The 25,856-nt window shown below is 69.2% G+C and carries 23 protein-coding genes; 13 read left to right on the forward strand and 10 right to left on the reverse strand.

The window, feature by feature from the left end; all coding sequences use genetic code 11:
• Positions 1-122 precede the first annotated feature (122 nt).
• Positions 123-572 (forward strand): hypothetical protein, encoded by a 450-nt coding sequence (locus ACSFBE_RS04805; protein ID WP_435489235.1) that lies wholly within the window; start codon positions 123-125, stop codon positions 570-572.
• Positions 573-648: 76 nt separating this feature from the next.
• Here ACSFBE_RS04805 and ACSFBE_RS04810 read toward each other — a convergent pair whose 3' ends face one another.
• Both ACSFBE_RS04810 and ACSFBE_RS04815 read right to left on the reverse strand, forming a co-directional pair.
• Positions 649-1,809: an adenylate/guanylate cyclase domain-containing protein gene (locus ACSFBE_RS04810; protein WP_435489236.1), complete on the reverse strand. Its 1,161-nt coding sequence runs from the start codon at positions 1,807-1,809 to the stop codon at positions 649-651.
• A complete protein-coding gene (locus ACSFBE_RS04815) occupies positions 1,806-4,208 on the reverse strand; it encodes an ATP-binding protein (protein ID WP_435489237.1) in 2,403 nt (800 codons plus the stop codon). Before ACSFBE_RS04815 ends, ACSFBE_RS04810 begins: the two co-directional genes overlap by 4 nt.
• A gap of 125 nt (positions 4,209-4,333) precedes the next feature.
• Here ACSFBE_RS04815 and ACSFBE_RS04820 point away from each other — a divergent pair, with 125 nt between their 5' ends.
• Positions 4,334-5,341: an ABC transporter substrate-binding protein gene (locus ACSFBE_RS04820; protein ID WP_435489238.1), complete on the forward strand. Its 1,008-nt coding sequence runs from the start codon at positions 4,334-4,336 to the stop codon at positions 5,339-5,341.
• A gap of 10 nt (positions 5,342-5,351) precedes the next feature.
• Here ACSFBE_RS04820 and ACSFBE_RS04825 read toward each other — a convergent pair whose 3' ends face one another.
• Entirely contained in the window at positions 5,352-6,323 is a 972-nt protein-coding gene (locus ACSFBE_RS04825; RefSeq protein ID WP_435489239.1) for a hypothetical protein, read from the reverse strand.
• 177 nt (positions 6,324-6,500) lie between these two features.
• Between ACSFBE_RS04825 and ACSFBE_RS04830 the strand changes: the two genes are divergently transcribed.
• From ACSFBE_RS04830 to ACSFBE_RS04845, 4 genes are all read left to right on the forward strand, one after another.
• Complete coding sequence (locus ACSFBE_RS04830) at positions 6,501-7,571, forward strand: alpha/beta fold hydrolase (protein ID WP_435489240.1); 1,071 nt, start codon at positions 6,501-6,503, stop codon at positions 7,569-7,571.
• A gap of 133 nt (positions 7,572-7,704) precedes the next feature.
• A complete protein-coding gene (gene tsaE / locus ACSFBE_RS04835; RefSeq protein WP_435489241.1) occupies positions 7,705-8,184 on the forward strand; it encodes a tRNA (adenosine(37)-N6)-threonylcarbamoyltransferase complex ATPase subunit type 1 TsaE in 480 nt (159 codons plus the stop codon).
• Positions 8,181-9,602, forward strand: a complete 1,422-nt coding sequence (locus ACSFBE_RS04840) for an N-acetylmuramoyl-L-alanine amidase (protein WP_435489242.1) — start codon at positions 8,181-8,183, stop codon at positions 9,600-9,602. Before tsaE ends, ACSFBE_RS04840 begins: the two co-directional genes overlap by 4 nt.
• Positions 9,603-9,731: 129 nt before the next feature.
• Positions 9,732-9,998 carry a glycine zipper domain-containing protein gene (locus tag ACSFBE_RS04845; RefSeq protein WP_435489243.1) on the forward strand — a complete coding sequence of 89 codons (267 nt, stop codon included), beginning with the start codon at positions 9,732-9,734 and terminating at the stop codon, positions 9,996-9,998.
• Positions 9,999-10,056: 58 nt separating this feature from the next.
• On the opposite strand, the gene ACSFBE_RS04850 is transcribed toward ACSFBE_RS04845, so the two are convergent.
• Complete coding sequence (locus tag ACSFBE_RS04850) at positions 10,057-10,725, reverse strand: DedA family protein (protein WP_435489244.1); 669 nt, start codon at positions 10,723-10,725, stop codon at positions 10,057-10,059.
• Positions 10,726-10,756: 31 nt separating this feature from the next.
• On the opposite strand from ACSFBE_RS04850, the gene mutL reads away from it, so the two are divergent.
• The 4 genes from mutL to ACSFBE_RS04870 all read left to right on the forward strand — a co-directional run bounded on the left by mutL (position 10,757) and on the right by ACSFBE_RS04870 (position 15,397).
• A complete protein-coding gene (gene mutL, locus ACSFBE_RS04855) occupies positions 10,757-12,628 on the forward strand; it encodes a DNA mismatch repair endonuclease MutL (protein ID WP_435489245.1) in 1,872 nt (623 codons plus the stop codon).
• Between the two features lie 108 nt (positions 12,629-12,736).
• Entirely contained in the window at positions 12,737-13,624 is an 888-nt protein-coding gene (locus tag ACSFBE_RS04860) for an alpha/beta hydrolase (RefSeq protein ID WP_435489246.1), read from the forward strand.
• Positions 13,625-13,808: 184 nt separating this feature from the next.
• On the forward strand, positions 13,809-14,753 hold the full coding sequence (gene miaA / locus ACSFBE_RS04865; RefSeq protein ID WP_435489247.1) for a tRNA (adenosine(37)-N6)-dimethylallyltransferase MiaA: 945 nt from the start codon (positions 13,809-13,811) through the stop codon (positions 14,751-14,753).
• Positions 14,750-15,397: an ABC transporter ATP-binding protein gene (locus tag ACSFBE_RS04870; RefSeq protein WP_435489248.1), complete on the forward strand. Its 648-nt coding sequence runs from the start codon at positions 14,750-14,752 to the stop codon at positions 15,395-15,397. Before miaA ends, ACSFBE_RS04870 begins: the two co-directional genes overlap by 4 nt.
• Before the next feature lie 7 nt (positions 15,398-15,404).
• Here ACSFBE_RS04870 and ACSFBE_RS04875 read toward each other — a convergent pair whose 3' ends face one another.
• The gene (locus ACSFBE_RS04875) at positions 15,405-16,370 is read right to left on the reverse strand and encodes a threo-3-hydroxy-L-aspartate ammonia-lyase (RefSeq protein WP_435489249.1); all 966 of its coding nucleotides are present in this window, start codon (positions 16,368-16,370) and stop codon (positions 15,405-15,407) included.
• 80 nt (positions 16,371-16,450) lie between these two features.
• Positions 16,451-17,689, reverse strand: a complete 1,239-nt coding sequence (locus ACSFBE_RS04880; protein WP_435489250.1) for an MFS transporter — start codon at positions 17,687-17,689, stop codon at positions 16,451-16,453.
• 111 nt (positions 17,690-17,800) lie between these two features.
• Here ACSFBE_RS04880 and ACSFBE_RS04885 point away from each other — a divergent pair, with 111 nt between their 5' ends.
• Complete coding sequence (locus tag ACSFBE_RS04885; RefSeq protein ID WP_435489251.1) at positions 17,801-18,247, forward strand: winged helix-turn-helix transcriptional regulator; 447 nt, start codon at positions 17,801-17,803, stop codon at positions 18,245-18,247.
• Between the two features lie 136 nt (positions 18,248-18,383).
• On the opposite strand, the gene ACSFBE_RS04890 is transcribed toward ACSFBE_RS04885, so the two are convergent.
• The gene (locus tag ACSFBE_RS04890; RefSeq protein ID WP_435489252.1) at positions 18,384-18,767 is read right to left on the reverse strand and encodes a helicase SNF2; all 384 of its coding nucleotides are present in this window, start codon (positions 18,765-18,767) and stop codon (positions 18,384-18,386) included.
• Between the two features lie 252 nt (positions 18,768-19,019).
• On the opposite strand from ACSFBE_RS04890, the gene ACSFBE_RS04895 reads away from it, so the two are divergent.
• Positions 19,020-21,563, forward strand: a complete 2,544-nt coding sequence (locus tag ACSFBE_RS04895; RefSeq protein WP_435489253.1) for an FtsX-like permease family protein — start codon at positions 19,020-19,022, stop codon at positions 21,561-21,563.
• Between the two features lie 25 nt (positions 21,564-21,588).
• Positions 21,589-22,635: a lipocalin-like domain-containing protein gene (locus ACSFBE_RS04900; protein WP_435489254.1), complete on the forward strand. Its 1,047-nt coding sequence runs from the start codon at positions 21,589-21,591 to the stop codon at positions 22,633-22,635.
• A 7-nt stretch (positions 22,636-22,642) separates the two neighbouring features.
• On the opposite strand, the gene ACSFBE_RS04905 is transcribed toward ACSFBE_RS04900, so the two are convergent.
• The 3 genes from ACSFBE_RS04905 to ACSFBE_RS04915 form a co-directional block, all read right to left on the reverse strand.
• Positions 22,643-23,626, reverse strand: a complete 984-nt coding sequence (locus ACSFBE_RS04905; protein ID WP_435489255.1) for a branched-chain amino acid ABC transporter permease — start codon at positions 23,624-23,626, stop codon at positions 22,643-22,645.
• Positions 23,627-23,636: 10 nt separating this feature from the next.
• On the reverse strand, positions 23,637-24,512 hold the full coding sequence (locus ACSFBE_RS04910) for a branched-chain amino acid ABC transporter permease (RefSeq protein WP_286645462.1): 876 nt from the start codon (positions 24,510-24,512) through the stop codon (positions 23,637-23,639).
• A gap of 114 nt (positions 24,513-24,626) precedes the next feature.
• Complete coding sequence (locus ACSFBE_RS04915) at positions 24,627-25,829, reverse strand: ABC transporter substrate-binding protein (RefSeq protein WP_435489256.1); 1,203 nt, start codon at positions 25,827-25,829, stop codon at positions 24,627-24,629.
• Positions 25,830-25,856: the final 27 nt, after the last annotated feature.

Raw genomic sequence — 25,856 nt, forward strand, 5'->3', positions numbered from 1 at the left:
GCTCGGCACGACCTGTCGAAAGCTGTGAGCAGGCTCACATCGCTTTCGGCCGCCGATCGGCACAGTGACATCCGTGACGGCAGCGATCCCCGCTCACCGCACGAACCACCGGAGTCAACATCATGAACACCAAGCAAATTCTCAGCATCTCTGCCCTGGCGCTGGTCGCGCCCGTCTTCGCTCAGACCGTCCCGGCCGAAGCATGGGTGGGCGCGCCGCTGCACACCGTGGGCGCGGCCAGCCGCGACGACGTGAGCGCAGCGTTCATCGCCGCGCGCGCCGAAACGTCGGTGCCGCAGGAACTGCGGGTCGGGCCCGCGTCGACGCCCACCGGCGCCGTGACCCGCGCCGAGGTCGCCGCCGACCTGAACCTCTGGATCCGTTCGGGCATGGCCCAGGTGGCGGGTCAGGAGAACTTCGACCCGAACGCGCCGGCCTTCCGCGCGCAGCTGGCTGTCTTCGAGCAGATGCGCAACGGCCCGGACTTCGTGGCCGAGGTGCAGCGCATCCGCCGCGGCGAGCTGGCCGTGATCACCAGCGCGCAGCTGGTAGATGGCTCGGTGGCCCGCTGACCGCCACGTGTGGCTGGCCGTCATGGGGACATGCGGCCAGCATGTCTGTCGACGGCCGGCGTGGCAGGTGCTGGTTTCAATCGGCATCGTTCGCCTGCCCTGAACCCACGCCCAGCACGCGCGCCGCGCGCACCTTCCGGTGGAAGCCCTTCAGGTCGAGTTCACCGGCGTCCTCGATGCGCCACCGCACGCCGCCCGTGCCTTTGTCCTGCGCCTCCTGTACGGCGGCCCGGACCCGCGCCGAGATGAGGATTTCCCCGCCCGCTGCCTCGCCACACAGGCGTGCGGCCAGGTTCGTCACAGTGCCGATCGCACCGTAGTCGATGCGGCCGTCGAAGCCGATGCCGCCGAGCGTCGCGAACCCCTGCGCGATGCCGATGCCCATGTGCAGGTCGTAGCCGCGGCGGCGCCACTGGGTGCTGAGCACGGCCATCGCGCGCTGCATCTCGATGGCCATGCGCACCGCCCGCTCCGGCGCATCGGGCAGCGGCTGCGGATCGTTGAAAAAGATCATCATGCCGTCGCCCGAGAAACGCTCCAGCGTTCCCTCGTGCACCAGCACCAGCCGGCCCATGGCCGCGTGGTACTGGCCCAGCACCCCCATCACCTCCTCGGGGTCGGAGGTCTCGGTGAAGGCCGTGAAGCCGCGCAGGTCGAGGAAGACCACGGTGATCTCGCAGCGGTGGCTGCGCAGCGGGTCGTCGGCGCCGCCCGCGAGAATGGCCTCGGCCAGTGCCGGCGAGAAGAAGCGCTTGAGCCGGCCGACGCGTTCGAGCTGGCGCACGCCCTCCTCCACGCGCTGTTCCAGCGTGCGGTTCCAGGCCTGCAGCTCGAGGCGCTGCCGCTGGACCTCGTCGTAGAGCGACTTGACGCGCAACAGGGAGCGCACGCGCGCCATCAGCTCGGCCTGGTGAATCGGCTTGCTCAGGAAATCGTCCGCGCCCGCCTCCAGCCCCTTGACCCGCTCCTGCTCCGGATCGAGCGCGGTCACCAGCACCACGGGCAACACGGCGCAGGACGGGTCGGCCCGGATGGCGCGGCACACGTCGTAGCCGTTCATGCCGGGCATCATCACGTCGAGCAGCACCAGGTCCGGCGGGTCCGCCACGATGCAGCGCAAGGCCTCCTCGCCGGAGTCCGCGGTGCGCGTGCGGAATCCGCGCGCCTGCAGGATGCCGGCCAGCAGCCGGACGTTGCGGTCGACGTCGTCCACGATCAGGATCGCCGCCGCGCTCACGCCGGAATCTCCGGGCCCTGCAAGGGCAAGGTGAAGCGAAAGGTCGAGCCCTCGCCGGGCCGGCTGATCAGGCTCAGGCGGCCGCCATGCAGTTCGACGAAGCGACGCGACAGCGGCAGGCCCAGGCCCGTGCCCTGCGCGCTGCGCACCCGGTCGCCGCCGGCCTGGCGAAATGCCTCGAAGACGATGGTCTGGTCCTCCGGCGCGATCCCCACGCCCGTGTCGGACACGCTCAGTTCGGCGATCGGCTGTGCGTCGACATCGGCGCGGCGGGCGCACAGCCGGATGCTGCCGCCCGGCGGCGTGAACTTCAGCGCGTTCGACAGCAGGTTGATCACCACCTGCTTGACCTTGCGCGCGTCCGCGATCCATTCCTCCATCCCTGGCCCAACTTCCACGGACAGCGAGAGGCCGGCACGCTGCGCACGTTCGCGCACCAGCGTGAGCGCATCGTCCAGCAGCAGGCCGAGGTTGAAGCAGCTCAGGTCCAGCTCCATGCGGCCCGCCTCGATCTTCGACAGGTCGAGCACGTCGTTGATCAGCGAGAGCAGGTGGCGGCCGGACGAATGGATGTCGCGCAGGTACTCGAGCTGCCGCTCGTTGATGTCGCCGAACATGCCCTCGCTCAGCACCTCGGAGAAGCCGATGATGGCGTTGAGCGGCGTGCGCAATTCGTGGGTCATGTTCGCGAGAAAGGCCGACTTGTGGCGGTTGGCGACCTCGAGCTGCCGGCTCTTTTCTTCGATCTCCCGGAACATGCGCGCGTTCTGGATGGCGATCACCGCCTGGTCGGCAAAGGTCTCGACCAGGCGTACCTGCGCCGCCGAGAAGCCGCCGGGTGCGTCGCGCAGAACGGCGATCACGCCCACGGCCGTGCCTTCCCGCAGCATCGGCACGGCCAGCATCGAACGGACGCCCTCGGCGTGCAGCGTGTGCGCCTCGCGAAACGCACGCGCGACCAGGGCCGTGTCGTCGAAGGCCAGCAAGGGTGGCGGGTCGACGTCGTCGTGGTGGCCCGCATGGCCGGCCGCGGCACGCAGGCCGTCGTCCTCCGGCAGCCAGATCCGGCAACCCTGCGCGCGGCAGAGCGTCAGCAGCCGCTGCGTCACGGCCTGCAGCACCGGCTGCAGATCGGTCGGCAATCGGCTCAGAACACGCAGGATCTCGGCCGTGGCCGTCTGGAACTCGAGCGATGCGCTGAGTTCGGCGGTGCGCACCGCCACCTTGCGTTCGAGCTCCCCATACGACTCGCGCAGCTGGGCCGACATGCGGTTGAACTGTGCGGCCAGTCCCTCGAGTTCGTCGCCGGTGTTCACCACGATCTGCTGGTCGAGCTCGCCTTCGCCGATGCGCCGCGCGCCCCGCGCCAGCGTGCGTATCGGCTGCACCATGCGCCGGGCCAGCAGCGACGCGGCCAGCGCCGAGACCACAAGGCCCGCCAGCAGCAGCACCACCGCCCGGAGGATCGAGGCATCGAGCTTGGCGTACACCTCCGAGATCGGTTGCTCCACGAAGACCCGCCAGCCCAGCGGCGGGATCAGCGCGGTCGAGGTCAGGACGGCCGCGCCCTGGAGGTCCTGCGAGACCATGGCCTCGTCGTGCGAGGCACCGCCCTTCGCCGCCGCGCTCACATGCGGCAGTGCGGCGACGCTGGTCTTGCGCAGCACCAGCCCGATGTCGGGATGGGCCACCAGCAGGCCGTCGCGGTCGACGACATAGGCCTTGCCGTTCTGGCCCACCTGGATGCGCGACACCACGTCCCAGATGAACTTGAGGTTCAGCTGCGCGATCGTCACGCCACCCTGGTCGCCGCCGGCGCGGATGGCTACCGTCATGTAGGGCTCGGTGTCGCGGTTGAAGTAGACCGGACCGAACCAGGGCGCGTCGGCCACGGCCTCGCGGAAGCCGGGCTCCGCGGAGCGATCGACGGCCGAACCCATGGTGTCCAGCCCCAGCCGCGAGACCGCGATCTGCTCGCGACCGCGGCGATCGAGCTGCGCGATGTCGGTCACTTCGGGCGCCTGCCGCAGCAGCCGCCAGAACTCCGTGCGGCGTGCCTCCAGGTCGGACGCATCGAGTTGCGCGAGGGACGCATAGCCCAGCTGCTGGGTGATCTGCTGGACGTACTGCTCGATGCGCGATGCGGCGCTGATGGCCTTCTCCTTTTCCAGGCTGGCCAGCGCGGACTTGTTCTCCTGGTAGGAGAAATAGAGCCCGATGGCGCTCGAGACACCCAGCACCATCGTCACCAGGAACAGCATCAGCAGCAGGTAGCGGCGAAACAGCCGGCCACGATGGATCTCGCGCGTGGCGGGCGACCACAGCAACAGGCGCTTCACACCCGATGGCGACGCGCGCGCGTCCGGCAGCGGATGGGGCGAGGAGTCCGGGAGAGACATCACGCCCGTGATTGGACCCGCCGTGCCGCGCGATGGGAAGCCGGTGCGGGTAGGCCGCATGGCCGATGCGCCTAGCGCGACGGTGGTGTTCCCCGGCGCATCGGGCGGCGCAGAATGGCAGCGAGATGGCCTTCCCAATCCCGCTCGGCAGAACGACGCGCCGGTGGCTCTGCGTGGTGCTGGGGGCGCTCGTGCCCTTGTGGGCCGAGGGGGCGCAAGCGCAGGCGCGGCGCATCCCGCGCATCGGCTACCTGGCCGCCGTCTCTGCCAGTGCCGACGCGCCACGCCTGTCCGCATTCCGCAAGGGACTGAGCGACCTGGGCTATGTCGAAGGCCAGAGCATTTTGATCGAGTACCGGCACGAGAGCGGCGACCTGCAGCGCCTGCCGGGCCTTGCGGCCGAGCTGATCGGGCAGGACATCGACGTGCTGGTGGCGGTCACGTCCAACGCGGCGCAGGCGGCGCAGCGCACCACCACGACGACGCCGATCGTCTTCATGGGCGTGACCGACCCGATCGCCATCGGCCTGGCGAAGAGCCTTGCGCACCCGGGTGGCAACAGCACGGGCATCACCAATGTCGCGGCCATCCTCAGCGGCAAGCGGCTCGAGCTGCTGAAGGAAGTGCTGCCCGAGGTCACACGCATCGCCGTCATGTGGGACCCGCAGGCGCCCGGTTCCATTCCGCAGTGGGACGCGAGCCAGGATCCGGCGCGCAAGCTGGGGCTGACGCTGGTGTCGATGCCGACCAGCCATGCGTCGGACTATGCGACGGCCTTCGCCGAGGCGGTGCGGTCCAGGAGCGGCGCGGTCTGGGTCACGCTCAACCCGATGGCGAACTCCAATCAGAAGCTCATCGCCGAGCTGGCACTGGCACGCCGCCTTCCCACCATCTGCGCGCGCGGCGACTACGCCGAGAACGGTTGCATGATGGCCTACGGCCCCGGCTACGGCACCGAGGGCAAGGACGGCGCGCGCTACGTCGACCGCATCCTCAAGGGCGCGCGCCCGGCCGACCTGCCGATCGAGCAGCCCACCAAGTTCGAGCTGCTGATCAACCTGAAGACGGTCAGGCAGCTGGGCCTGACCATTCCGCGTTCGGTGCTGAACCGCGCGGACAAGGTCATCCACTGAGGCGACGGGTTCATGCCGCCATGGCCATGGCGACGCGCGGCACGGCATGGGCCAACGGCGCGAGCGCGAGCTGAATGCGCTGCATCTGCGATGCGTTCACCAGGCTGGCGAGCACCTTTTGAAAGCGAGGCTCGCCCGCCCCCGAGACGATGTACTGCCACCGATACGCCTTCAGAAACACGGCGTGAACGTCCGGGGCACGTTCGTCGTCATCGCCCATGCCGCACGCGTCCAGGAAGTACGCCGCGTCGCATCGGGCTTGCGCCTGCAGGATGCCGTCGACGCCCGCGATCAGTGCGATCAGGTCGTCCACCGCCTGGTCGCGCTCGGCATCCGAAGCGAGCTTCGCGTCCTCGCGGGCCCACTCCAGTTCGTCGATGACCGCGTGCTGCGACTCCTCCTTCCAGTGGTACAAAAAGACATCCTTGAAGAGCGGCGACAGCCCCTCGGCGCCGTCGATGCTGGCGCGGTAGTGCGCCTGCGAGAAGAGCTCGATGTGGCAGGTCAGCGCCAGCACCGCCCAGGTGCTTTTACCCAGCACGAAACCGGCGACATCGTTGGGCGCGACGTCGAACCGGTAGCCGGCGGGCATGCGGGCCGCGACCAGCGCCTCGATGCGCCTGAACAGCGCCTGGTGCTTCAGTTCCTCGTCGGTGAAGCGGACGATGGCCTCGAGCGCGGTCTGGTCCCCCAGCCAGTGGTCGCGGCTCACCTCCAGCATCTTGGCGCCGATGAAGCGCTCGACGAGCCCGAACATGTTGGCGTAGGTCCGTCCCTGCACCTGGCTCATGAACAGCTTCTCGCGCGCGTCCAGCCCGGGCAGCTCATCGACCAGCGAAAGCCCTTCCGGAAGAAAGCTGTCGGCGAGATGGAATTCGCGCCCGCGGATGACGTCGCGGTCGATGTCCCAGCGCACGCGCTTGGACGCCTCGATCGTCCTCGCATAGCGCTGCGTGTCGGTGAAAGCGGGGGTGGGTGACATGGCAGATCCTCTCGGGTGATGCGTCGGATCGACGTCGTTGCATCATTCGAGAACCGCGCCCGCCACGCATGGGCGCGATGTCCCGCTCACGCGCGCGCGGCCCGCGAAAGCGCGCCGTTCTTGGGCCGTCTGTCCCATCTGCCGGCATCCACGGGAAGCCGCGCCGGATAATGCCGCATGCAGTTCCGCCAGACGCTCCGCTTCTGCACGGCGAAGGACGGCACGCGGATCGCGGTCGCATCGGTCGGGTCCGGTCCGCCGCTGGTTCGCGCCGCGCATTGGCTCAGCCATGTCGAGCACGACCAGACCAGCCCGGTGTGGCGCCCCTGGCTGGCCGAACTGGCACGCCATCACACCTACATCCGCTACGACCAGCGCGGCTGCGGCCTGTCCGACCGCGAGGTGTCCGATCTGTCGCTCGATGCCTGGGTGGGCGACCTCGAAGCGGTGGTCGACAGCCTGAGGCTGCGACGCTTCCCGCTCATCGGCATGTCCCAAGGGGGCGCCGTGGCGGTCGCGTATGCGCTGCGCCATCCCGAGCGGGTGTCGCACCTGGTGCTGGTGGGTGCCTATGCGCGCGGGGCGCTGGTGCGCGCCGCGAGCGACAAGGACCGGCTGGAGGCCCAGACGCTGGTGAACCTGATCCGGCTGGGCTGGGGACGCGACAACCCGGCCTTCCGACAGGTGTTCACCAACCTCTTCATTCCCGGCGGCACGCCGGCACAGCACCAGTGGTGGAACGAGCTCGAGCGTTTGACGTCCAGCGCGGACAATGCCGCGCGCACGCTCGAGGCGTTCCATCGCGTGGACGTGTCCGACCTGGCGTATCGCCTGCAGGTGCCCACGCTGGTCCTGCATGCGCGGGGCGATGCCCGGGTCCCGTTCGACGAAGGCCGCCAGCTGGCCGCGTTGATTCCGGGCGCGCGCTTCGTTCCGCTGGACAGCGACAACCATGTGCTGCTCGACAGCGAGCCCGCGTGGTCGCACTTCCTCGCGGAAGTGGCCGGCTTCCTGAAGGTGGCGGCGATGCCCGCGGCCGACGCCGCCGCCAGCGAAGCCCGGTTGACACCGGCCGAGCGCGATGTCCTGCGCCTGGTGGTGGCGGGCTTCGACAATTCGGCCATCGCGCGCCAGCTTCACAAGCGCGAGAAGACCGTGCGCAACCAGGTCTCCAGCATCTTCGACAAGCTCGGCGTGCGCACGCGGGCCGAAGCCATCGTCCAGGTACGCGACCGCGATGCCGCGTGACGCAGTGCTGCTAAGCTTTGGATCCAAGGACCGCGCTCCGAGCGGTGACCGTCCGAACAGCCATGGGATGGGGACCGGCTGGAGCACCTCCGAGCGCCAGGAAACCACCCTTCATTCACAGCAGGACGACCCTTTGGGCCCCCTTTCCAGCACGACCCTCACGTGGCGCGGCGAAGCCGACACCGAAGCCTTCGCGCGTGCGCTCGCAGCAGCACCGGCGGTGCGCGATGCCTTCATCGCGCTGCAGGGCGACCTGGGCGCCGGCAAGACCACTTTCGTGCGGCACCTGCTGCGCGCGCTCGGCATCACGGGCCGCATCAAGAGCCCGACCTATGCGGTCGTCGAGCCGCACGAAGCGCCCGACGGCCTGCCCATCTTTCACTTCGACTTCTACCGTTTCAGCGACCCGCGCGAGTGGGAAGACGCGGGCTTTCGCGATCTCTTCGCGGGCCCCGGCCTCAAGCTGGCGGAGTGGCCGGACCATGCTGCGGGCTACCTGCCGCCCGCGGACCTCACCCTTAGGATCGAAGCCATGACCGACGACACCCGCACCGTCCAACTGACCGCCGGCACGCCGCGCGGCAACACGCTGCTGGCGGCCGCTGCCGCATGACGAAGGCACAGCCCTCGACCTCATCGCCGCGCCGGGCTTTCCTGAAGGCCGGTAGCCTGGTGCTGCTGCTGGGCGTGCAGGAGATTGCACGCGGCGCCACCATCATGGCGGTGCGCGTCTGGCCCGCGAACGACTACACCCGCGTCACGATCGAGTCCGACGGCCGGCTGCAGACCCAGCAGCTCACCGTGGGCAGCCCGCCGCGGCTGGCGGTCGACATCGAAGGCATCCAGCTGAACCCGGCGCTGCGCGACCTGGTCGGCAAGATCAAGCCCGACGACCCGTACATCAACGGGCTGCGCGTGGGGCAGTTCGCGCCGAACGTGGTGCGCATCGTCTTCGACCTGAAGCAGGCGGTGCAGCCGCAGGTGTTCTCGCTGGCACCGATCGCCGCCTACCACCACCGGCTGGTGCTCGACCTGTACCCCGAACGGCCGGTCGATCCGATGGAGGCACTGATCGCCGAGCGCCTGCGCGACGCGCCCCGCGTTGCCGGCACCGACCCGCTGGGCGACCTGATGGCGCAGCAGGCAGCCCGGGCGGCGCCGCAGACCTCCGGTGGCCGCGGCGGCGCGCCGCCGCTGGTGGCGCCGCCGACCCTGCCGCCGGTGGTGGCGACCGCACCGATCAAGCCGATGGCGCCGCCCGCGGCACGCGGCGCAGCGCCGGCGACGGCCACCGCCAGCCGGACCGACCGCATCATCATCATCGCGCTCGACCCCGGCCATGGCGGCGAAGACCCGGGCGCCATCGGCCCCAACGGCACGCGCGAAAAAGACATCGTGCTGCAGGTGGCGCACCGTCTGCGCGAACGCATCAATGCCGCCAATGTGGGCGGCAGCCCGATGCGGGCCTTCCTCACCCGCGATGCCGACTTCTTCGTGCCGCTGGGCGTGCGGGTGCAGAAGGCCCGCCGGGTGCAGGCCGACCTGTTCGTCAGCATCCATGCCGACGCCTTCACCACGCCCGCGGCCAGCGGTGCCAGCGTGTTCGCGCTGAGCCAGTCGGGCGCCTCAAGCAGCGCCGCGCGCTGGATGGCCAACAAGGAAAACCAGGCCGACAAGGTGGGCGGGCTCAACGTCGGCGCGCACGAGGTGCAGGTGCAGCGCGCGCTGCTCGACATGAGCACCACCGCGCAGATCAACGACAGCCTCAAGCTCGGCAGCGCGATGCTTGGCGAGATCCGCAACATCGGCGCACGGCTGCACAAGGGCCAGGTCGAGCAGGCCGGCTTCGCGGTGTTGAAGGCGCCCGACATTCCAAGCGTGCTGGTCGAGACCGCGTTCATCAGCAACCCGGACGAAGAGGCGAAACTGCGCAGCACGCAGTACCAGGAAGACCTCGCCGATGCGCTGATGCGCGGCATTCAGCGCTACTTTGCGCAGAATCCGCCGTTGGCGCGCAGCCGGCAGCTGTAAGCACGGCCAAGCCAGGCTGTCCCGCAGGGATCGCGCGCCCCGTCGCGCAGGCAGCGGCGATCTGTTCCTACAGGTACCGCGCCGAGGATCCAGACAATGGCTTCATCACATCATCGAAAGGTGGACACCATGAAGACACGTCTTTGGATCAGCACGGCAGCGGCCGCTTCGCTCATGACCCTGGTCGGCTGCGCCGGCACGGGCCCGAACCAGCAGCTGGGTGTGGCAGGCGGTGCCGTCGGCGGCGCGCTGATCGGCAATGCGATCGGCGGCAGCACGGCAGCGACCGTTGGCGGCGCAGCGATCGGCGGCCTGGTCGGCAACGAAGTGGGCCGCAACGCCGACCAGCGCAACCAGCAGCGCTACTACTACCCAAACAACGGCCCCCGGTATTGAGGCACTCTCCCGGAGAAAGAAAGGCGCACTACGGTGCGCCTTTTTCGTTTGGGCTTGATCAGGCTTGAGGCTGCGCTGCGGCCCGCGCCTTCTCGGCACGGCCGGCGCGCCAGGCGCCGAAGATGGCGATGAGGCCAGGGATCAGGATCAGGCCCCAGATGATTTTCTCGAGGTGCTGGCGCACCAGCGGCAGGTTGCCGAAGAAGTAGCCGGCGGTGCCGATGCCGAGCACCCAGATGAGCGCGCCGACGACGTTGAACATCGTGAATTTGGCGCGGTTCATCTCGGCCACACCGGCCACGAAAGGCGCGAAGGTGCGGATGAAGGGCATGAAGCGCGCGAGGATGACGGTCACGCCGCCATAGCGCTCGTAGAAGCCGTGCGCCTGGTTGAAGGCCTTCTTGTTGAAGAAGCGCGAGTCTTCCCACTGGAACACCTTCGGCCCGAAATACCGGCCGATGCTGTAGTTGCACTGATCGCCCAGAATGGCCGCAACGATCAGCACCACGCAGGCAATGGGAAAGCTCATCAGGCCGATGCCGCACAAGGCCCCGACGATGAAGAGCAACGAATCGCCCGGCAGGAAGGGCATAACGACGACGCCGGTCTCCACGAACACGATGGCGAACAGCAGCGCATAGACCCAGGGGCCGTAGGCGATGACGAAAGCTTCCAGGTGCTTGTCGATGTGGAGGATGAAATCTAGAAGAAAGTGCACGATGTCCATGCCGCGCATTATCCCGATGCCGACTTCTAGAATGCCCCTGGTGAGCGCCCTCCCATCTTCCCTCCCTCCCTTGACCGACGCTGGTCGCCGCCCGATCCGCGAACTGCCCGACGAGCTGATCAGCCAGATCGCCGCCGGCGAAGTCGTGGAGCGCCCGGCTTCGGTGGTGCGCGAGCTGGTGGACAACGCGCTGGACGCCGGCGCCACCCAGGTCACGGTGCGGCTGTCGGCCGGTGGCGTGCGGCTGATCTCGGTCGAAGACGACGGCCACGGCATTCCGCGCGACGAGCTGTCGGTGGCGCTGCGTCGACATGCCACCAGCAAGATTGCCAGCCTGGGCGACCTGGAGACGGTGGGCACCATGGGCTTTCGCGGCGAGGCGCTGGCTGCGGTCAACTCCATCGCCGAACTCACCCTGCATTCCCGCGCGCGCGACGCCGACGCGGCCTACGCGCTCGACGGCCGCACTGGCGAACTGCGCCAGGTGGCGCGCTCGGTCGGCAGCACGGTCGAGGTGCGCGAACTGTTCTACGCCACGCCGGCCCGCCGCAAATTCCTGAAGACCGACGCCACCGAACTGGCGCACTGCGTCGAGGCGGTGCGTCGCCATGCACTGGCGCGGCCCGAGGTCGGTTTCGCCGTCTGGCACGAGGGCAAGCTGGTCGAGCAGTGGCGGGCCACCGCCGGCCGTGACCCGCGCCTGGTCGATGCGTTGAGCGACGACTTCGTGGCCCGCAGCGTGGCGGTCGCGCACCGGCTCGGCGCGGTGCAGGTGGAAGGCCGCGCCGGCATACCGGACGCTGCGCGCTCGCGCGCCGACCAGCAGTTCTTCTACGTTAACGGCCGCTTCGTGCGCGACAAGGTGCTGAACCACGCGGTGCGCAGCGCATACGAAGACGTGCTGCATGGCCAGCGCCAGCCGGTGTATGCGCTGTACCTGAGCATCGACCCGGCGCGGGTCGACGTGAACGTGCATCCGACCAAGATCGAGGTGCGCTTCCGCGACGGCCGCGAGGTGCACCAGGCGGTGCGCCAGGCGGTCGAGAAGGCGCTGGCGGCGCCGCGGGCCGGCGAGGCGGAGAGCCCGGCGGCCGTCTCGCTGTTTCCGGCCCCGCTGGCCCCCGCAGCGGCTGCACCGGCCTGGACCCAGCCGCGCATGCACTTCGCCGCCGAGCGCGGCCTGGGCGACGCTGCGGCCATGTGGCCCGGCGCGCCCACCACCGCGCCGGCGGCGCCGCGGACCTGGGCCGACCTCCTGCCCGGCGCGACCGCCGCCCGCGCACCGGTCGTGCCAGCGCCGGACGCCGACAACGCGCCGGTCTGGCCGCTCGGCCGGGCACTGGCCCAGCTGCAGGGCATTTACATCCTGGCCGAGAACGCCCAGGGGCTGGTGATCGTCGACATGCATGCGGCGCACGAGCGCATCGTCTACGAACGCCTGAAGACGCAGCTCGACGGCGCGGCGATCAGCAGCCAACCCTTGCTGATTCCCGCAACTTTCGCCGCCACCCCCCAGGAAGTCGCCACTGCGGAGGCCTGCGCGGCCGTGCTGCCGACGCTCGGGCTGGAAATCACGCCTTTTTCGCCGCGCACCCTGGCGGTGCGGGCGGTGCCCGGCACGCTGGCCGACGGCGACCCGGTCGAACTGGCCCGCAGCGTTCTGGCCGAGCTGGCCCAGCACGACGCCAGCACGGTCGTCCAGCGCGCCCAGAACGAGCTGCTGGGCACCATGGCCTGCCACGGCGCGGTGCGCGCCAACCGCAAACTGACCCTGGACGAAATGAACGCCCTGCTGCGCCAGATGGAGGCCACCGAGCGCTCCGACCAGTGCAACCACGGGCGCCCGACCTGGCGCCAGCTCACGGTGCGGGAACTCGATGCGCTGTTCCTGCGCGGTCGGTAACAAAGGTTGTATCGGGGTTTCCGAGCGTCATCGCCTGGGCAGGCACGCACGTTGCATGGTCTTCTTGTCGGAACTTTCCGACGGCATTACCTGTCTGTCTGCCCACGCATGAAACACTGGTCCCTGTTCGCCACGGCCACCGCCGCCATCGCCCTTCTGGCCGGCGGCTGTTCGACCCTCGACGAGCGGCAGCGCGAGTGGATCTTCCAGCCCAGCGACCGCAGCTGGGGCAATTCCGAAGTCATGACCGAGGGCATGGAGCACGTCTGGATCGATTTCAAGTCCAACGTGACCGGCGAACCCGCACGCCTGCACGGCCTCTGGCTGGGTGGCGCACCCGAATCCGCCGACACCCCGGTGCTGCTGTACCTGCACGGCGCCCGCTACAACGTGGCCGGTTCGGCACCCCGCATGCGGCGCATGCACGAGCTGGGCTTCTCGGTACTGGCCATCGACTACCGCGGTTTCGGCAAGAGCTCGGCCGGACTGCCGTCGGAAGCCACCGCGCGCGAAGATGCCCGCGCCGCCTGGACCTGGCTGGCCGCCCGCCATCCGCAACAGCACCGTTACATCTTCGGGCACTCGCTGGGCGGCGCCATCGGCATCGACCTGGCGGCCAACGTGCACGACGAAAGCGGGACCATCGTCGAAAGCACCTTCACCTCCATCGCCGACGTGGTGGGCAGCTTCAAGTGGGGCTGGCTGCCGTTCAGTGCGCTCATCACCCAGCGCTTCGAGGCCATCAGCAAGGTCAAGGACATCGGCGCGCCGCTGCTGGTGGTGCACGGCACCGCCGACAGCCTGATCAACCCGACGCTGGGCCGCAAGCTGTACGAAGCCGCCAAGGTGCCGAAAATGTTCGTGCTGGTCGAAGGCGGCTCGCACCACAACACCAATTCGGTCGGTGCGGCGCAATACCGCGCGGCCCTGTCGCAGCTGTTCCGCATGAAACCGCCGAGCACCGACGTCGCCGGCGACAACGCGCGCGCCATCTGAGGGCTGAGCGACGGGTGCCCAGACGGGCGCCGCTGGGGCGATCGCACGGCCGGCTGACCCGCCCCGCGCCCATTTGTTACCCTCGGGCGCATGTTGCGTTCTTCGCCTGCCCCTGCCGCCTCGGCCAGTTCGCCCTCGACGCCGCCGGCGTGCCGAGGCGCCGTCGGGACGCGGATGCCGGTGCATGGCTGAGGGACCGCTGCGGTACGCCGCCATTGCCGGCCCGACCGCTTCCGGAAAGACCGCGGCCGCCCTGGCGGTGGCGCGGCGCCGGCCGGTCGAGATCGTCAGCGTCGACTCCGCGCTGGTCTACCGCGGCATGGACATCGGCACCGCCAAGCCCACGCCGGCCGAACGCACCGCGGTGCCGCACCACCTGATCGACATCCGCGATCCGCGCGAGGCCTACAGCGCCGCGGCCTTCGTGGCCGACGCCACGCGCCTCATCGGCGAGATCAGTGCCCGCGGCCGACTGCCGCTGCTGGTGGGCGGCACGATGCTCTACTTCAAGGCGCTGGCCGACGGCATCGACGCCATGCCCGCGGCCGACCCGGCCGTGCGCGCGATGCTCGAAGCCGAGGCTGCAACGCACGGCTGGCCGGCGATGCACGCGCGACTGGCCGAGGTCGATCCACCCACCGCCGCGCGGCTCGCGCCCCATGACAGCCAGCGCATCCAGCGCGCGCTGGAGGTCTGGCACACGAGCGGCCAGCCGCTGTCGCACTTCCATGCCGCCGGCAAGGCCAAGCCGCCATCGGACCGGCCCGCCTGTTCGCTGCTGGCCTCGCTCGAGCCCACCGACCGCGCCTGGCTGCACGGCCGCATCGCCGAGCGCTTCGACGCCATGCTGGCCGGTGGCTTCATCGACGAAGTGCAGGCGCTGCGCGCGCGTGGCGACCTGGACCCCGACCTGCCGTCGATGCGCTGCGTCGGCTACCGGCAGGCCTGGGAGGCGCTCGACGGCGACTTCCCGCTGGCCGAGCTGCGCGAACGCGGCATCGCCGCCACGCGCCAGCTCGCCAAGCGGCAGATCACCTGGCTGCGCAGCATGCCGCAGCGCCAGGTCATCGCCGCCGAGGCACCGGATGCCACCGCGCAGGTGGTCGACCGCATCCTGGAAGTCCGATGACCTTGCACGTCGATGGCCTGGCCAAACGCTACGGCGATGCGACCGTGTTCGCGGACGTCTCGCTCGACGTGGCGCCCGGCGAGTTCGTCGCCATCGTCGGCGAATCGGGCGTCGGCAAGTCGACGCTGCTCAACTGCATGGCCGGCCTCGACCACTGGGATGCCGGCCGCATCGTGCACGACGGCATGGACGTCGGCGCGCTCGACGCCGAGGCCTGCGCGCTCTGGCGGCGCAGCCACGTCGGCTTCGTCTTCCAGGCCTTCCACGTGCTGCCACATCTCGACGTGGCGCAGAACGTGGCGCTGCCGCTGATGCTGCTGGGTCAGCGCGACGACGTGCGCGTGGCCCGCATGCTTGAGGTGGTCGGCCTGGCCGGCCTCGGCGCACGGCTGCCGCAGCAACTCAGCGGTGGCCAGTTGCAGCGCGTCGCCATCGCCCGTGCGCTGGTGCACCGCCCCGCCCTGCTGCTGGCCGACGAGCCGACCGGCAACCTCGACCCGACGACCGCAGCGAAGGTGATGGACGTGCTGCTGGTCCAGACCCGCGAGCACGGCGCCTCGCTGGTGCTGGTCACGCATTCGGAGGCCGCCGCGGCCCGCGCCGACCGGGTACTGCACCTGCGCGCCGACGGGATCGCCGCCTGAACGGCCGTCAGTCGCCGTTCAGCAGTGCGGCGTAGCGCGCCAGGTCGACGTTGCCGCCACTCACGATCACCCCGACCCTCGCGCCCTGCAGCGACGGCGCATCGGCCACCGCAGCCGCGAAAGCCAGGCAACCGGTCGGTTCGACCACCATCTTCATGCGCTCGGCGAAGAAGCGCATGCCATCGACCAACTGCGCGTCGCTCACCGTGCGGATGTCCGCGACATCGCGGCGGATGATGCCGAAGGTGTATTCGCCCAGATACTGGGTCTGGGCGCCGTCCGCGATGGTCTTCGGCGTCGCGATGTGCACGATGTGGCCGGCGCGCAGCGACTGCTGGCCGTCGTTGCCCGCCTCGGGCTCGACACCGTACACCTTGCAGCCCGGCGACAGCGCAAGCGCCGACAGGGCCGAGCCGCTGGTCAGGCCCCCGCCGCCCAGGCACACGTAGAGTGCATCGAGCGGGCCGACTTCCTCGATCAGTTCCTTGGCCGCGGTGCCCTGCCCGGCGATCACGTCCGGATGGTCGTAAGGCGGGATCAGCGTCATGCCGCGTTCGGTCGCCAGGCGTTTGGCGATCGCCTCGCGGTCTTCGGTGAAGCGGTCGTAGGTCACCACCTCGGCACCGTAGCCACGCGTGGCCGTCACCTTGGCGGACGGCGCATCCAGCGGCATGACGATCACGGCCGGCATGCCGAGCAGCCGCGCCGACAGCGCGACGGCCTGGGCGTGGTTGCCGGATGAAAACGCGATGGCGCCCGCCTGGCGCTGCGCGGCGTCGAAGCGCGACAGCGCGTTGAAAGCGCCGCGGAACTTGAAGGCCCCCATGCGCTGGAAGTTCTCGCACTTGAAGAAGAACTGCGCGCCCCAGCGTGCATCGGCGGTCGATGAACGCAGCACGGGGGTGCGGTGGGCGTGGCCCGCGAGCCGTTCGGAGGCGGCGGCCACATCGTCGTAGGTGGGCAGTGAAATCATGCAGGAAGCTTAGCGGATCGACTCCCTTGCCGCGCCAGAAACAGCTTGGCTCGCCCACGTCAGGCGCGTGCTCTGGTGCGCTATCGCGCGCAAGGTCCAGGGCAGAGAGCATCCGGCGGGCGAGCCGCCGCCGGAGACAGGGCCCGCCGCGTCGTCCACCAGAACAGCAGCGCCAGCAGACTGACCGTCGCGCCCAGCAGGCACACGCCCTGCCAGCCGGCATGGGCATAGATGACGGTGGTGCTGATCGCGCCCAGTCCGCTGCCGACCGCGTAGAACAGCATGTAGAGGCCGACCAGTCGGCTATGCGCTTCGGGGCGGGTGCGAAAGATCATGCTCTGGTTGGTGACATGCAGCGCCTGGCCGCCCAGGTCGAGCAGCACGATGCCGACCACCAGCGCCCCGAGTGACCATTCCATCAGCGACAACGGCCACCAGGCCAGCAGCAACACCACGAGCGCCGCCGCGCTGGTGCGCTGGCCATGCCCCCGGTCGGCCCATTGCCCGGCACGCGCAGCCGCCAGCGCGCCGACCACGCCGACCAGACCGAAGGCGCCGATGATGGTGTGGGAGAAGCCATAGGGAGGCGCGCGCAACGGCAGCACCAGCGCACTCCAAAAGATGTTGAACGCCGCGAACATCAGCAGCGCCAGCACACCACGCACTTGCAGCAGCTTTTCCTGTCGCAGCAGCGTCAGCATGGATGCGATCAGGCGCGGGTAGCTCATCGCGCTCGGCGCTGCAGCCAGGGCTGGCAGCCGCCGCCAAAGCGGTAGCGCAATCGCCAGCATCAGCGCGGCGGCGCAGAGGTACACACCACGCCAGCCGACCAAGTCGCTGACACCGCCAGCGAACACCCGCGCGAGCAGCAGGCCGATGAACACACCGCTTTGCGCCGCGCCGACGACGTGCCCTTGCTCGTGGGCCGCGGCGGCGCTGGCCGCGTAGGCAATCAGCCCCTGCGTCATCGCCGTCCCCAGCAAGCCGACGACAAGCATTCCGGCCAGCAAGGCCGGCGCGGACTGCGCCATGCCGACGGCAACCAGCGCGGTCACCAACGCCAGCAGTTGCACGGCCATCAGGCGGCGGCGATCCACCCGGTCGCCCAGCGGCACCAGCAGCAGCAAGGCCAGCGCGCAGCCGATCTGCGTGGCCGTGACCACGCCCCCGACCGCTGCATGGCTGATGCCGAAGTCCCACGCCAGCGCGTCCAGCAGGGGCTGCGCGTAATAGACGTTCGCCACACTCAAACCGCTGGCGGTGGCGAACAGCCACACCAGACTGCGCGGCAATGCAGTCGAAATGGAACCCGCCTTCATGACACGATACCCATCCAATCTAGTTTCAAAATAAAACCGATTGAATGCTAGGCCACGTAGTTTTAAAATGCAACCAAAACCCGTGCATCTGCCAGTCCACAAGGAGACTCCATGCGGTCACGCAAGCCCATGAACGACGAACCTTGCCCCGTCGCCCGTTCCGTCGATCTCATCGGAGATCGCTGGTCGCTGCTCGTCGTGCGGGATGCCTTCGATGGCATGCGCCGCTTCGGCGACTTCCAGCGCAGCCTGAGCGTGGCCCGCAACATCCTGTCCGATCGGCTGCGCAGGCTGGTCGAGGCCGGCATTCTGGAAACGCAGGCGGCTTCGGACGGCTCCGCCTATCAGGAGTACGTCCTGACGGCCAAGGGGGAAAGCCTGTTCCCCATCGTGGTGGCGCTGCGGCAATGGGGCGAACAGCACCTGTTCGAGCGCGGCGAGCGCCATTCGGTGCTGATCGACAAGCGCACCGGCAAGCCGATTCCACGCATGGCACCGCAAGCCAAAGATGGCTCCGTGCTGCTGCCCGTCGCAGTCGAAGTGCGAAAAGTGCCGTGAGGCGATAAGCAGGCCACCGCTGCCCGCTCATGCGGCCGCGACGATGTTGCTGTCGGCCACGCGGCCCGGCCGCATGAAAAAGGCCGCCGTCTTTCGACGGCGGCCTCATTTCAGAGCCAACGAAGCGGCGACGCGATCAGAGCGGCACGGCCGTGGAGGTGCGTGCGGCTTCGCGGGCCTGCGCACGGACCGCGGCGCGGTCGGCACCACCCACGATCGGTGCCGGGAAGCCGTACAGCGCGGCATCGCTGTAGATGTCGCCTTGGCGGGCGGCCTGGCTGGCTTGGCTGCGTACCGTGGCGCGGTCTACGCTGGAGGCCATCGCCGGAGCGACGCCGCCGGACGAGGCTTCGCTGAACTGATCACCGGTGCGCGCCGCCGCACGTGCTTGCGCAGTGACGTCGGCGCGGCTCACGGCCGCGTCCACGGTCTGCACGCCCTGGTAGGTTTCGGCTTGCGCGCCGGTGGCGACACCGAGGATGGAGAGAACAACGGCGCCGACGAATTGCGAGGTCTTCATGATGATTCCTTCAAGGGTTGGGATGAATTTCGAACCGGTATCGGGGGGCGCCGTCCTCTTGATGGGGGCGGCCACCACGCTCGGTGCCTAGCTCACCCAGATCAGCGTCTTCAACTCGTTGCGTCTGCTGCTCTGTTGAATGAATTGTCGGCCGCGCCTGGGCCTGCAACGCGCGCCAAAACGAACCACGGTGTTCTCGGGAAGGAAACAATGGCGAGCTTGCATTCGGCGCACGGGGCCCACAATCGCCCGATGCGTGCGTTGCTTCTCACCTTCTCCTGGCAGGAGCTGCGCCACCATCCGTGGCGCAACGCGGCGGCGGTGCTGGCGGTGATGCTCGGTGTGTCACTGGCCTTCTCGGTGCACCTCATCAACGCCTCGGCGCTGGACGAGTTCTCCAGCGCGGTGCGATCGGTCAACGGCCAGCCCGACCTGGAACTGCGCGCTGCGCAGGGCAGCTTCGACGAGGCACTGTTCGCACGCGTCGCCCGCCATCCGCAGGTGGCGCTCGCCAGCCCGGTCGTCGAGGTCGCTGCCAGCGCGGTGATCGGCGACCAGCGCCTGCCGCTGCGCATCGTCGGCGTCGACGCGCTCGCGCTGCCCTCGCTGGCGCCGGCGCTGATGCCGGTGCCGTCCGCGAACGCAGAACGCTTCGCGCTCTTCGCGCCGGGCCAGGCCTTCGTCAACGCCGCCGCCCGTGCGGCGCTCGGCGACACGGCAACCCAAGTCGTGTTGCAGGTGGGGCCGCAGCGTCACGAGGTGCAGATCGCCGGCACGGTGGCTGCCGGCGGCAGCGCGCTCGCCGTCATGGACATCGCCGCGGCGCAGGAGCTGTTCGGCCGCATCGGCCAGCTCACCCGCATCGACCTGCGCCTGGCGAGCGGCACCGACCGCGCCGCCTTCACCCGCGCGCTGGAAAGCGCGCACGACTGGCCGCCCAACGTGCGCATCGCCGAGCCGGGCGATGCGGCGGAGCGCGTGAGCAATCTCTCGCGGGCCTACCGCGTCAACCTGACGGTGCTGGCACTGGTGGCCTTGTTCACCGGCGCCTTCCTGGTCTTCTCGGTGCTGGCCCTGAGCGTGGCCAAGCGTGCGCAGCAGTTCGCGCTGCTGGGCGTGCTCGGCCTGACGCCGCGCGGACGGCTCGGCCTGGTGCTGGCTGAATCGCTGCTGCTCGGACTGGTGGGAAGCGTGACGGGCATCGTGCTCGGCACGGCGCTGGCCGCTCTCGCGCTGCGGGTGCTCGGTGGCGATCTCGGCGGCGGCTACTTCGCCGGCGTGGCCCCCCGCCTGCACTGGAGCAGTGGGGCCGCCCTGCTCTACGGCGTGCTGGGCGTAGCCGCCGCGGCTGTCGGCGGCTGGTGGCCGGCACGCGCCGCCCAAGCGCTGCCGGAGGCACAGACGCTCAAGGGCCTGGGTGCCACCGAAACGCGGCGCGGCGGGCCGCTGGTGCCGCTGGCCTTGCTGGCGGTTGGCGTCGGGCTGGCCAAGCTGCCGCCGGTGGCCGACATCCCGGTGGCTGCGTACCTCTCGGTCGGCTTCCTGCTGGTGGGCGGTATCACCGCGCTGCCCTGGCTGATCGCACTGCTGTACGACCGGCTCGCGCCGGCCTTCGCACATCATGTGCTGCCGATGCTGGCCATCGAACGGGCGCGCCGCATGCGCGGTACCGCCGCGGTGGCGGTGAGTGGCGTGGTCGCGAGCCTGAGCCTGGCGGTCGCCCTGACGGTGATGGTCGCGAGCTTCCGCGACTCGGTCACCCGATGGCTGGACGTGGTGCTGCCGGCCGACCTCTACCTGCGCGTCGCCGGCAACAGCGGCGACGAGGCGGCCTTCACGCCGGCCTTCGTGCAGCGCCTGGCGCAGCTGCCGGGCGTGGCGCGCACCGGCACGCTGCGGCTGCGCCCGCTGCTGCTCGACGCCTCACGCCCGGCCGTCACGCTGATCGGCCGCAGCTTCGAGGACAGTGGCGCCGCCCGCACGCTGCCGCTGGTGGGCGAAGCGCTGCCGGTACCTGCGGGCCAGGTCGGCATCTATGTGAGCGAGGCGATGGTCGACCTGTACGGCGCACGGCCGGGCACGGTGTTCGCGCCGCTGGCACAAGCACTCGGCGGCCGCGGTGCGACGCCGGCCTTCTTCGTGGCCGGCGTCTGGCGCGACTATGTGCGGCAGTTCGGTGCGATCACGATGGATGCCCGCGACTTCGAGCGCCTCACCGGCGACCGCAGTGCCAGCGACGTGTCGCTGTGGCTCGCGCCGGGCGCTGCCGAGGGCGAGGTGCAGGCGGCGGTGCGCCGGCTCGCTGCCGCCGAGCCGGGCCTGGGCGATGCGCTCGAGCTCGCCCCGGTGGGGCAGATCCGCGCCACCTCGCTGCGCATCTTCGACCGCAGCTTCGCCGTCACCTACTGGCTGCAGGGGGTGGCAATCGCCATCGGCCTGTTCGGCATCGCGGCCAGCTTCAGCGCACAGGTGCTGGCCCGGCGCAAGGAGTTCGGCCTGATGGTGCACCTGGGCTTCACCCGGCGGCAGGTGCTCGCGGTGGTGGCCGGCGAAGGCGCGGCCTGGACCGCGATCGGCGCGCTGGCCGGGCTGGCGCTCGGCCTGGCGGTGGCGGTCGTGCTGGTGCACGTGGTCAACCCGCAGAGCTTCCACTGGACCATGGACCTGCGCGCACCGTGGGGGCGGCTCGCCGCACTCTGCGTCGCGGTGGTGGCGGCCGGCACGCTCACGGCCTGGCTGGCCGGCCGGGCGGCCGCGGGGCACGACGCCGTTCTTGCCGTGAAGGAGGACTGGTGAGATGCCACGGAACCGGATGCTCCCCATGCGCCGCCGCGCCCTGCTGCTGGCCCTGCTGTCGGCACCCGCCGCGTGGGCGCTGCCGCCGCGCGCGCTGCAGTTCCCGCGCGACTTCGGCAGCCATCCCGAACTGCGCACCGAGTGGTGGTACATCACCGGCCATGCGCGCTCCGGCGCGCGTGAGTTCGGCTTCCAGCTGACCTTCTTCCGCTCGCGGGTCGACGCCACGCAGGGCATGCGCTCGGCCTTCGCGGCGAAGCAGTTGGTGTTCGCCCATGCGGCCGTGACCGATCTGCAGGGCGGCCGGCTGCTGCACGACCAGCGCATCGCACGGGCCGGCTTCGGCATCGCAGACGCGGCCGAGGCCGATACCGAGGTGCGCCTGCGCGACTGGACGCTGCAGCGCAGCACCGATGGCCGCTACCGGGCGCACCTGCCGGCCGGCGACTTCACGCTGGCACTCGCCTTCACCCCGACCCAGCCGGTGCTGCTGCAAGGCCGTGCCGGGCTGTCGCGCAAGGGGCCGCAGCCCGACCAGGCGAGCTACTACTACAGCGAACCGCAGCTCGCGGCCGAGGGCCGCATCACGCTGCAAGGCCAGGCCTTCGAACTGTCCTCCGGCACCGCCTGGCTCGACCACGAATGGAGCGAAGCGCTGATGCACCCGGAAGCGGTTGGCTGGGACTGGATCGGCATGAACCTCGACGACGGCAGCGCACTCACCGCCTTCCATCTGCGGCGGGCCAACGGCGGCGCGCTCTGGAGCGGCGGTTCCTGGCGGCCGCGCGGTGGCGAGGTACGCAGCTTCGAGGCCACGGAGGTGCACTTCGCGCCCGAGCGCCGCTGGACCAGCCCGCGCACCCAGGCGTCGTATCCGGTGCAATGGCGCATCGACACGCCGGCCGGCCGCTTCACCGTGCGTGCGCTGCTCGACGACCAGGAACTCGACAGCCGCGGCTCGACCGGCGCGGTGTATTGGGAAGGCCTGAGCGAGCTGCTCGACGACCACGGCCAACGCGTTGGGCGTGGCTACCTGGAAATGACGGGCTACGCGGCGCGCCTTCGGCTGTAGCGCAGCTTCAGCGCTTGCCGCGCCGCCGTTCGATGAAGGCGATGATCTCGCCCATGATGCCCTTGCGGAAGGCCAGCACGCAGACCACGAAGATCAGGCCGGTGACCATGGTCACCGATTCGCCCAGCGTGTTGAACCAGTCGATGGTGGTGACGCGTGCCAGGAAGTTGCCGAGTTCGCCGATCTTGTTCTCGAGCAGCACCACCACCGCCGATCCGACGATCGGCCCGGACAGCGTGCCGAGCCCACCCACCAGCGTCATCAGAATGACCTGCCCCGAGGCGGTCCAGTGCACGTCCGACAGCGTCGCGAAACCCAGCACCAGCGTCTTGAGCGAACCCGCCAGACCCGACAGCGCCGCCGAGATCACGAAGGCCAGCAGCTTGAAGCGCGCCACGTCGTAGCCCAGCGAGAGCGCACGCGGCTCGTTTTCCTTGATGCCCTTGAGCACCTGGCCGAAGGGCGAATGAATGGTGCGCACGATCAGCAGGAAGGCCGCGACGACGACGGCCAGCGCCACGTAGTACATGGTGAGGTCGTTCGACAGGTCGATCACGCCGAAGAGCTTGCCGCGCGGCACGCCCTGCAGGCCGTCCTCGCCGCCGGTGAACTTGGCCTGCAGCGCGACGAAGAACATCATCTGCGCCAATGCCAGCGTGATCATTGCGAAGTAGATGCCCTGGCGACGAATTGCCAGCACGCCGAAGAGCCAGCCCATGGCGGCACCGGCGAGCGTGCCCGCGATCAGGCCCAGTTCCGGCGTCAGGCCCCAGACCTTGATCGCATGGCCGGCCACATAGGCCGAGCCGCCGAGGAAGGCCGCATGGCCGAAGGACAGCAGGCCGGTGTAGCCCAACAGCAGGTTGAAGGCCGAGGCGAACAATGCGAAGCACATGAGCTTCATCACGAAGACCGGATAGGCGCCGAAGAACGGCGCCACCAGCAGCGCGGCCAGCAGCAGCAGGTAGACGATGGTGGAGAGCTTCTTCATACCGCGACTTTTATTTCTCTTTGCCGAACAGGCCGGCCGGGCGAATCAGCAACACGATCACCATGATCACGAACACGACGGTGGAGGATGCCTCCGGATAGAACACCTTGGTCAGCCCCTCGATCACACCGAGACCGAGGCCGGTGAGGATGGCGCCCATGATCGAACCCATGCCGCCGATCACCACCACCGCGAACACCACGATGATGAGGTTCTGCCCCATCAGCGGCGACACCTGGATGACCGGCGCGGCGAGCACACCGGCAAAGGCGGCCAGCGCGCAGCCGAAGGCATAGGTCAGCGTGATCATCAGCGGCACGTTGACGCCGAAGGCCTCGACCAGCCGTGGGTTCTCGGTGCCGGCGCGCAGGTAGGCGCCCAGCCGGGTCTTCTCGATGACGTACCAGGTGGCGAAGCAGATCACCAGCGATGCGACCACCACCCAGGCGCGGTAGTTGGGCAGCACCATGAAGCCCAAGTCGGTCGCGCTCGACAGTGCATCGGGCGCGTCGTAGGACAGACCGGAAACACCGTAGATCGAGCGGAACACGCCTTCGATCAGCAGCGTCAGGCCGAGCGTGAGCAGCAGGCCGTAGAGATGGTCGAGTTTGTAGATCCAGCGCAGCAGCAGTCGCTCGATCAACACGCCGAACAGGCCGACGATGATCGGCGCGGCCAGCAGCATCACCCAGTAGTTGATGCCGAAGTACTCCATCGCCATCCAGCTGAGCACCGCCCCCAGCATGAACAGCGCCCCGTGGGCGAAGTTGATCACGTTGAGCAGGCCGAAGATCACGGCCAGCCCCAGGCTCAGGATCGCGTAGAACGAGCCGTTGACCAGCCCCAGAAGGAGCTGGCTCAACAAGGCCGGCATGGAGATATTCATGGAAGACGTTTCAACAACAACGATCGAGTTTCCGATTCGGGGGCCGGCCGGCCCCGCCCACCGCAAGGAGGTTGGCGGAGCGACATGCGGTGCACGCAGACCGGGGGGAGAAACCTACTTCCAGAGCGAGCAGCGCGACTCGGCCTTGGTCGTGAAGACGTCCTCGCCCTTGAGCTTGGTCACCACCTTGTAGTAGTCCCACGGCTCCTTCGACTCGGCGGGCGACTTGACCTGCATCAGGTACATGTCATGCACGAAGCGCCCGTCCTGGCGCACGTAGCCCTTGGCATAGAAGTCGTCGATCGGCGTCTTCTTGAGGTACTCCATCACCTTGTCGGCGTCGGTCGTCTTGGTGGCCTGCAATGCCTTCAGGTAGGTCATCGTGGCCGAGTAGTCGGCCGCCTGGATGTCGGTCGGCATGCGCTTGGTCTTCTCGAAGAACTTCTTGCCGAAGGCGCGCGTCTTGTCGTCGAGATTCCAGTCCCAGCTGGTGGTGAGCAGCAGGCCTTCGGTGTTCTTCAGGCCCAGGCTGTGGATGTCGGTGACGAACACCAGCAGGCCGACCATCTTCATCGACTTGGTGATGCCGAACTCGCGCGCCGACTTGATCGAATTGATGGTGTCGCCGCCCGCATTGGCCAGGGCCAGCACCTGCGCCTTCGAGTTCTGCGCCTGCAACAGGAATGACGAGAAGTCCGAGGTGTTGAGCGGCGTCTTGACCGAGCCCAGCACCGTGCCGCCCTTCTCCTTCACCACCTTGGTCGCGTCGGCTTCGAGCGCGTGCCCGAAGGCATAGTCGGCCGTCAGGAAGAACCAGTTCTTGTCGCCGCGCGCAATCACCGCGCTGCCGGTGCCCTTGGCGAGCGCCACGGTGTCGTAGGCGTAGTGCACCGTGTAGGGGGTGCACTGCTCGTTGGTCAGCGCCGAGCTGCCGGCACCGTTGACCATGAAGACACGCTTCTTCTCTTGCGCCACCTTGGCCATCGCCAGGCCGGTGCCGGAGCTGGTGCCGCCGAAGAGCATCGTCAGGCCCTGCGTGTCGATCCACTCGCGCGCCTTCGAGGCCGCGATGTCCGCCTTGTTCTGGTGGTCGGCCGTCAGCAACTCGATCGGCATGCCGTTGACCTTGCCGCCGAAGTCGTCGATGGCCATCTGGATGGCCAGCGCGCCGTTCTTGCCCTCGACGTCGGCGTACAGGCTCGACATGTCGGTGATGAAGCCGATCTTGACCTTGTCGGTGGCCTGGGCCTGCGCCGCAGTGGCACCGATGAGGCCGACGGCGAGTGAACAGACGGTGGCGATGAGGCTGCGTTTCATGGTGTCTCCTGGATGAAGGGGGGGCGG

Origin of the sequence: Variovorax sucrosi, from assembly GCF_051216635.1 — a bacterium.
Classification (GTDB): domain Bacteria; phylum Pseudomonadota; class Gammaproteobacteria; order Burkholderiales; family Burkholderiaceae_C; genus Variovorax.

What these genes read in the sequence shown, in the direction of transcription:
- ACSFBE_RS04830 (WP_435489240.1), top strand. Translation starts at nt 6,501, where the DNA reads ATGCAGTTCCGCCAGACGCTCCGCTTCTGCACGGCGAAGGACGGCACG.
- ACSFBE_RS04860 (WP_435489246.1), top strand. Translation starts at nt 12,737, where the DNA reads ATGAAACACTGGTCCCTGTTCGCCACGGCCACCGCCGCCATCGCCCTT.
- ACSFBE_RS04870 (WP_435489248.1), top strand. Translation starts at nt 14,750, where the DNA reads ATGACCTTGCACGTCGATGGCCTGGCCAAACGCTACGGCGATGCGACC.
- ACSFBE_RS04895 (WP_435489253.1), top strand. Translation starts at nt 19,020, where the DNA reads ATGCGTGCGTTGCTTCTCACCTTCTCCTGGCAGGAGCTGCGCCACCAT.
- ACSFBE_RS04805 (WP_435489235.1), top strand. Translation starts at nt 123, where the DNA reads ATGAACACCAAGCAAATTCTCAGCATCTCTGCCCTGGCGCTGGTCGCG.
- ACSFBE_RS04850 (WP_435489244.1), bottom strand. Translation starts at nt 10,725, where the DNA reads ATGGACATCGTGCACTTTCTTCTAGATTTCATCCTCCACATCGACAAG.
- ACSFBE_RS04905 (WP_435489255.1), bottom strand. Translation starts at nt 23,626, where the DNA reads ATGAAGAAGCTCTCCACCATCGTCTACCTGCTGCTGCTGGCCGCGCTG.
- ACSFBE_RS04820 (WP_435489238.1), top strand. Translation starts at nt 4,334, where the DNA reads ATGGCCTTCCCAATCCCGCTCGGCAGAACGACGCGCCGGTGGCTCTGC.
- ACSFBE_RS04825 (WP_435489239.1), bottom strand. Translation starts at nt 6,323, where the DNA reads ATGTCACCCACCCCCGCTTTCACCGACACGCAGCGCTATGCGAGGACG.
- ACSFBE_RS04885 (WP_435489251.1), top strand. Translation starts at nt 17,801, where the DNA reads ATGCGGTCACGCAAGCCCATGAACGACGAACCTTGCCCCGTCGCCCGT.
- ACSFBE_RS04845 (WP_435489243.1), top strand. Translation starts at nt 9,732, where the DNA reads ATGAAGACACGTCTTTGGATCAGCACGGCAGCGGCCGCTTCGCTCATG.
- ACSFBE_RS04875 (WP_435489249.1), bottom strand. Translation starts at nt 16,370, where the DNA reads ATGATTTCACTGCCCACCTACGACGATGTGGCCGCCGCCTCCGAACGG.
- ACSFBE_RS04910 (WP_286645462.1), bottom strand. Translation starts at nt 24,512, where the DNA reads ATGAATATCTCCATGCCGGCCTTGTTGAGCCAGCTCCTTCTGGGGCTG.
- ACSFBE_RS04915 (WP_435489256.1), bottom strand. Translation starts at nt 25,829, where the DNA reads ATGAAACGCAGCCTCATCGCCACCGTCTGTTCACTCGCCGTCGGCCTC.
- ACSFBE_RS04840 (WP_435489242.1), top strand. Translation starts at nt 8,181, where the DNA reads ATGACGAAGGCACAGCCCTCGACCTCATCGCCGCGCCGGGCTTTCCTG.
- ACSFBE_RS04900 (WP_435489254.1), top strand. Translation starts at nt 21,589, where the DNA reads ATGCGCCGCCGCGCCCTGCTGCTGGCCCTGCTGTCGGCACCCGCCGCG.
- ACSFBE_RS04890 (WP_435489252.1), bottom strand. Translation starts at nt 18,767, where the DNA reads ATGAAGACCTCGCAATTCGTCGGCGCCGTTGTTCTCTCCATCCTCGGT.
- miaA (WP_435489247.1), top strand. Translation starts at nt 13,809, where the DNA reads ATGGCTGAGGGACCGCTGCGGTACGCCGCCATTGCCGGCCCGACCGCT.
- ACSFBE_RS04815 (WP_435489237.1), bottom strand. Translation starts at nt 4,208, where the DNA reads ATGTCTCTCCCGGACTCCTCGCCCCATCCGCTGCCGGACGCGCGCGCG.
- ACSFBE_RS04880 (WP_435489250.1), bottom strand. Translation starts at nt 17,689, where the DNA reads ATGAAGGCGGGTTCCATTTCGACTGCATTGCCGCGCAGTCTGGTGTGG.
- mutL (WP_435489245.1), top strand. Translation starts at nt 10,757, where the DNA reads ATGCCCCTGGTGAGCGCCCTCCCATCTTCCCTCCCTCCCTTGACCGAC.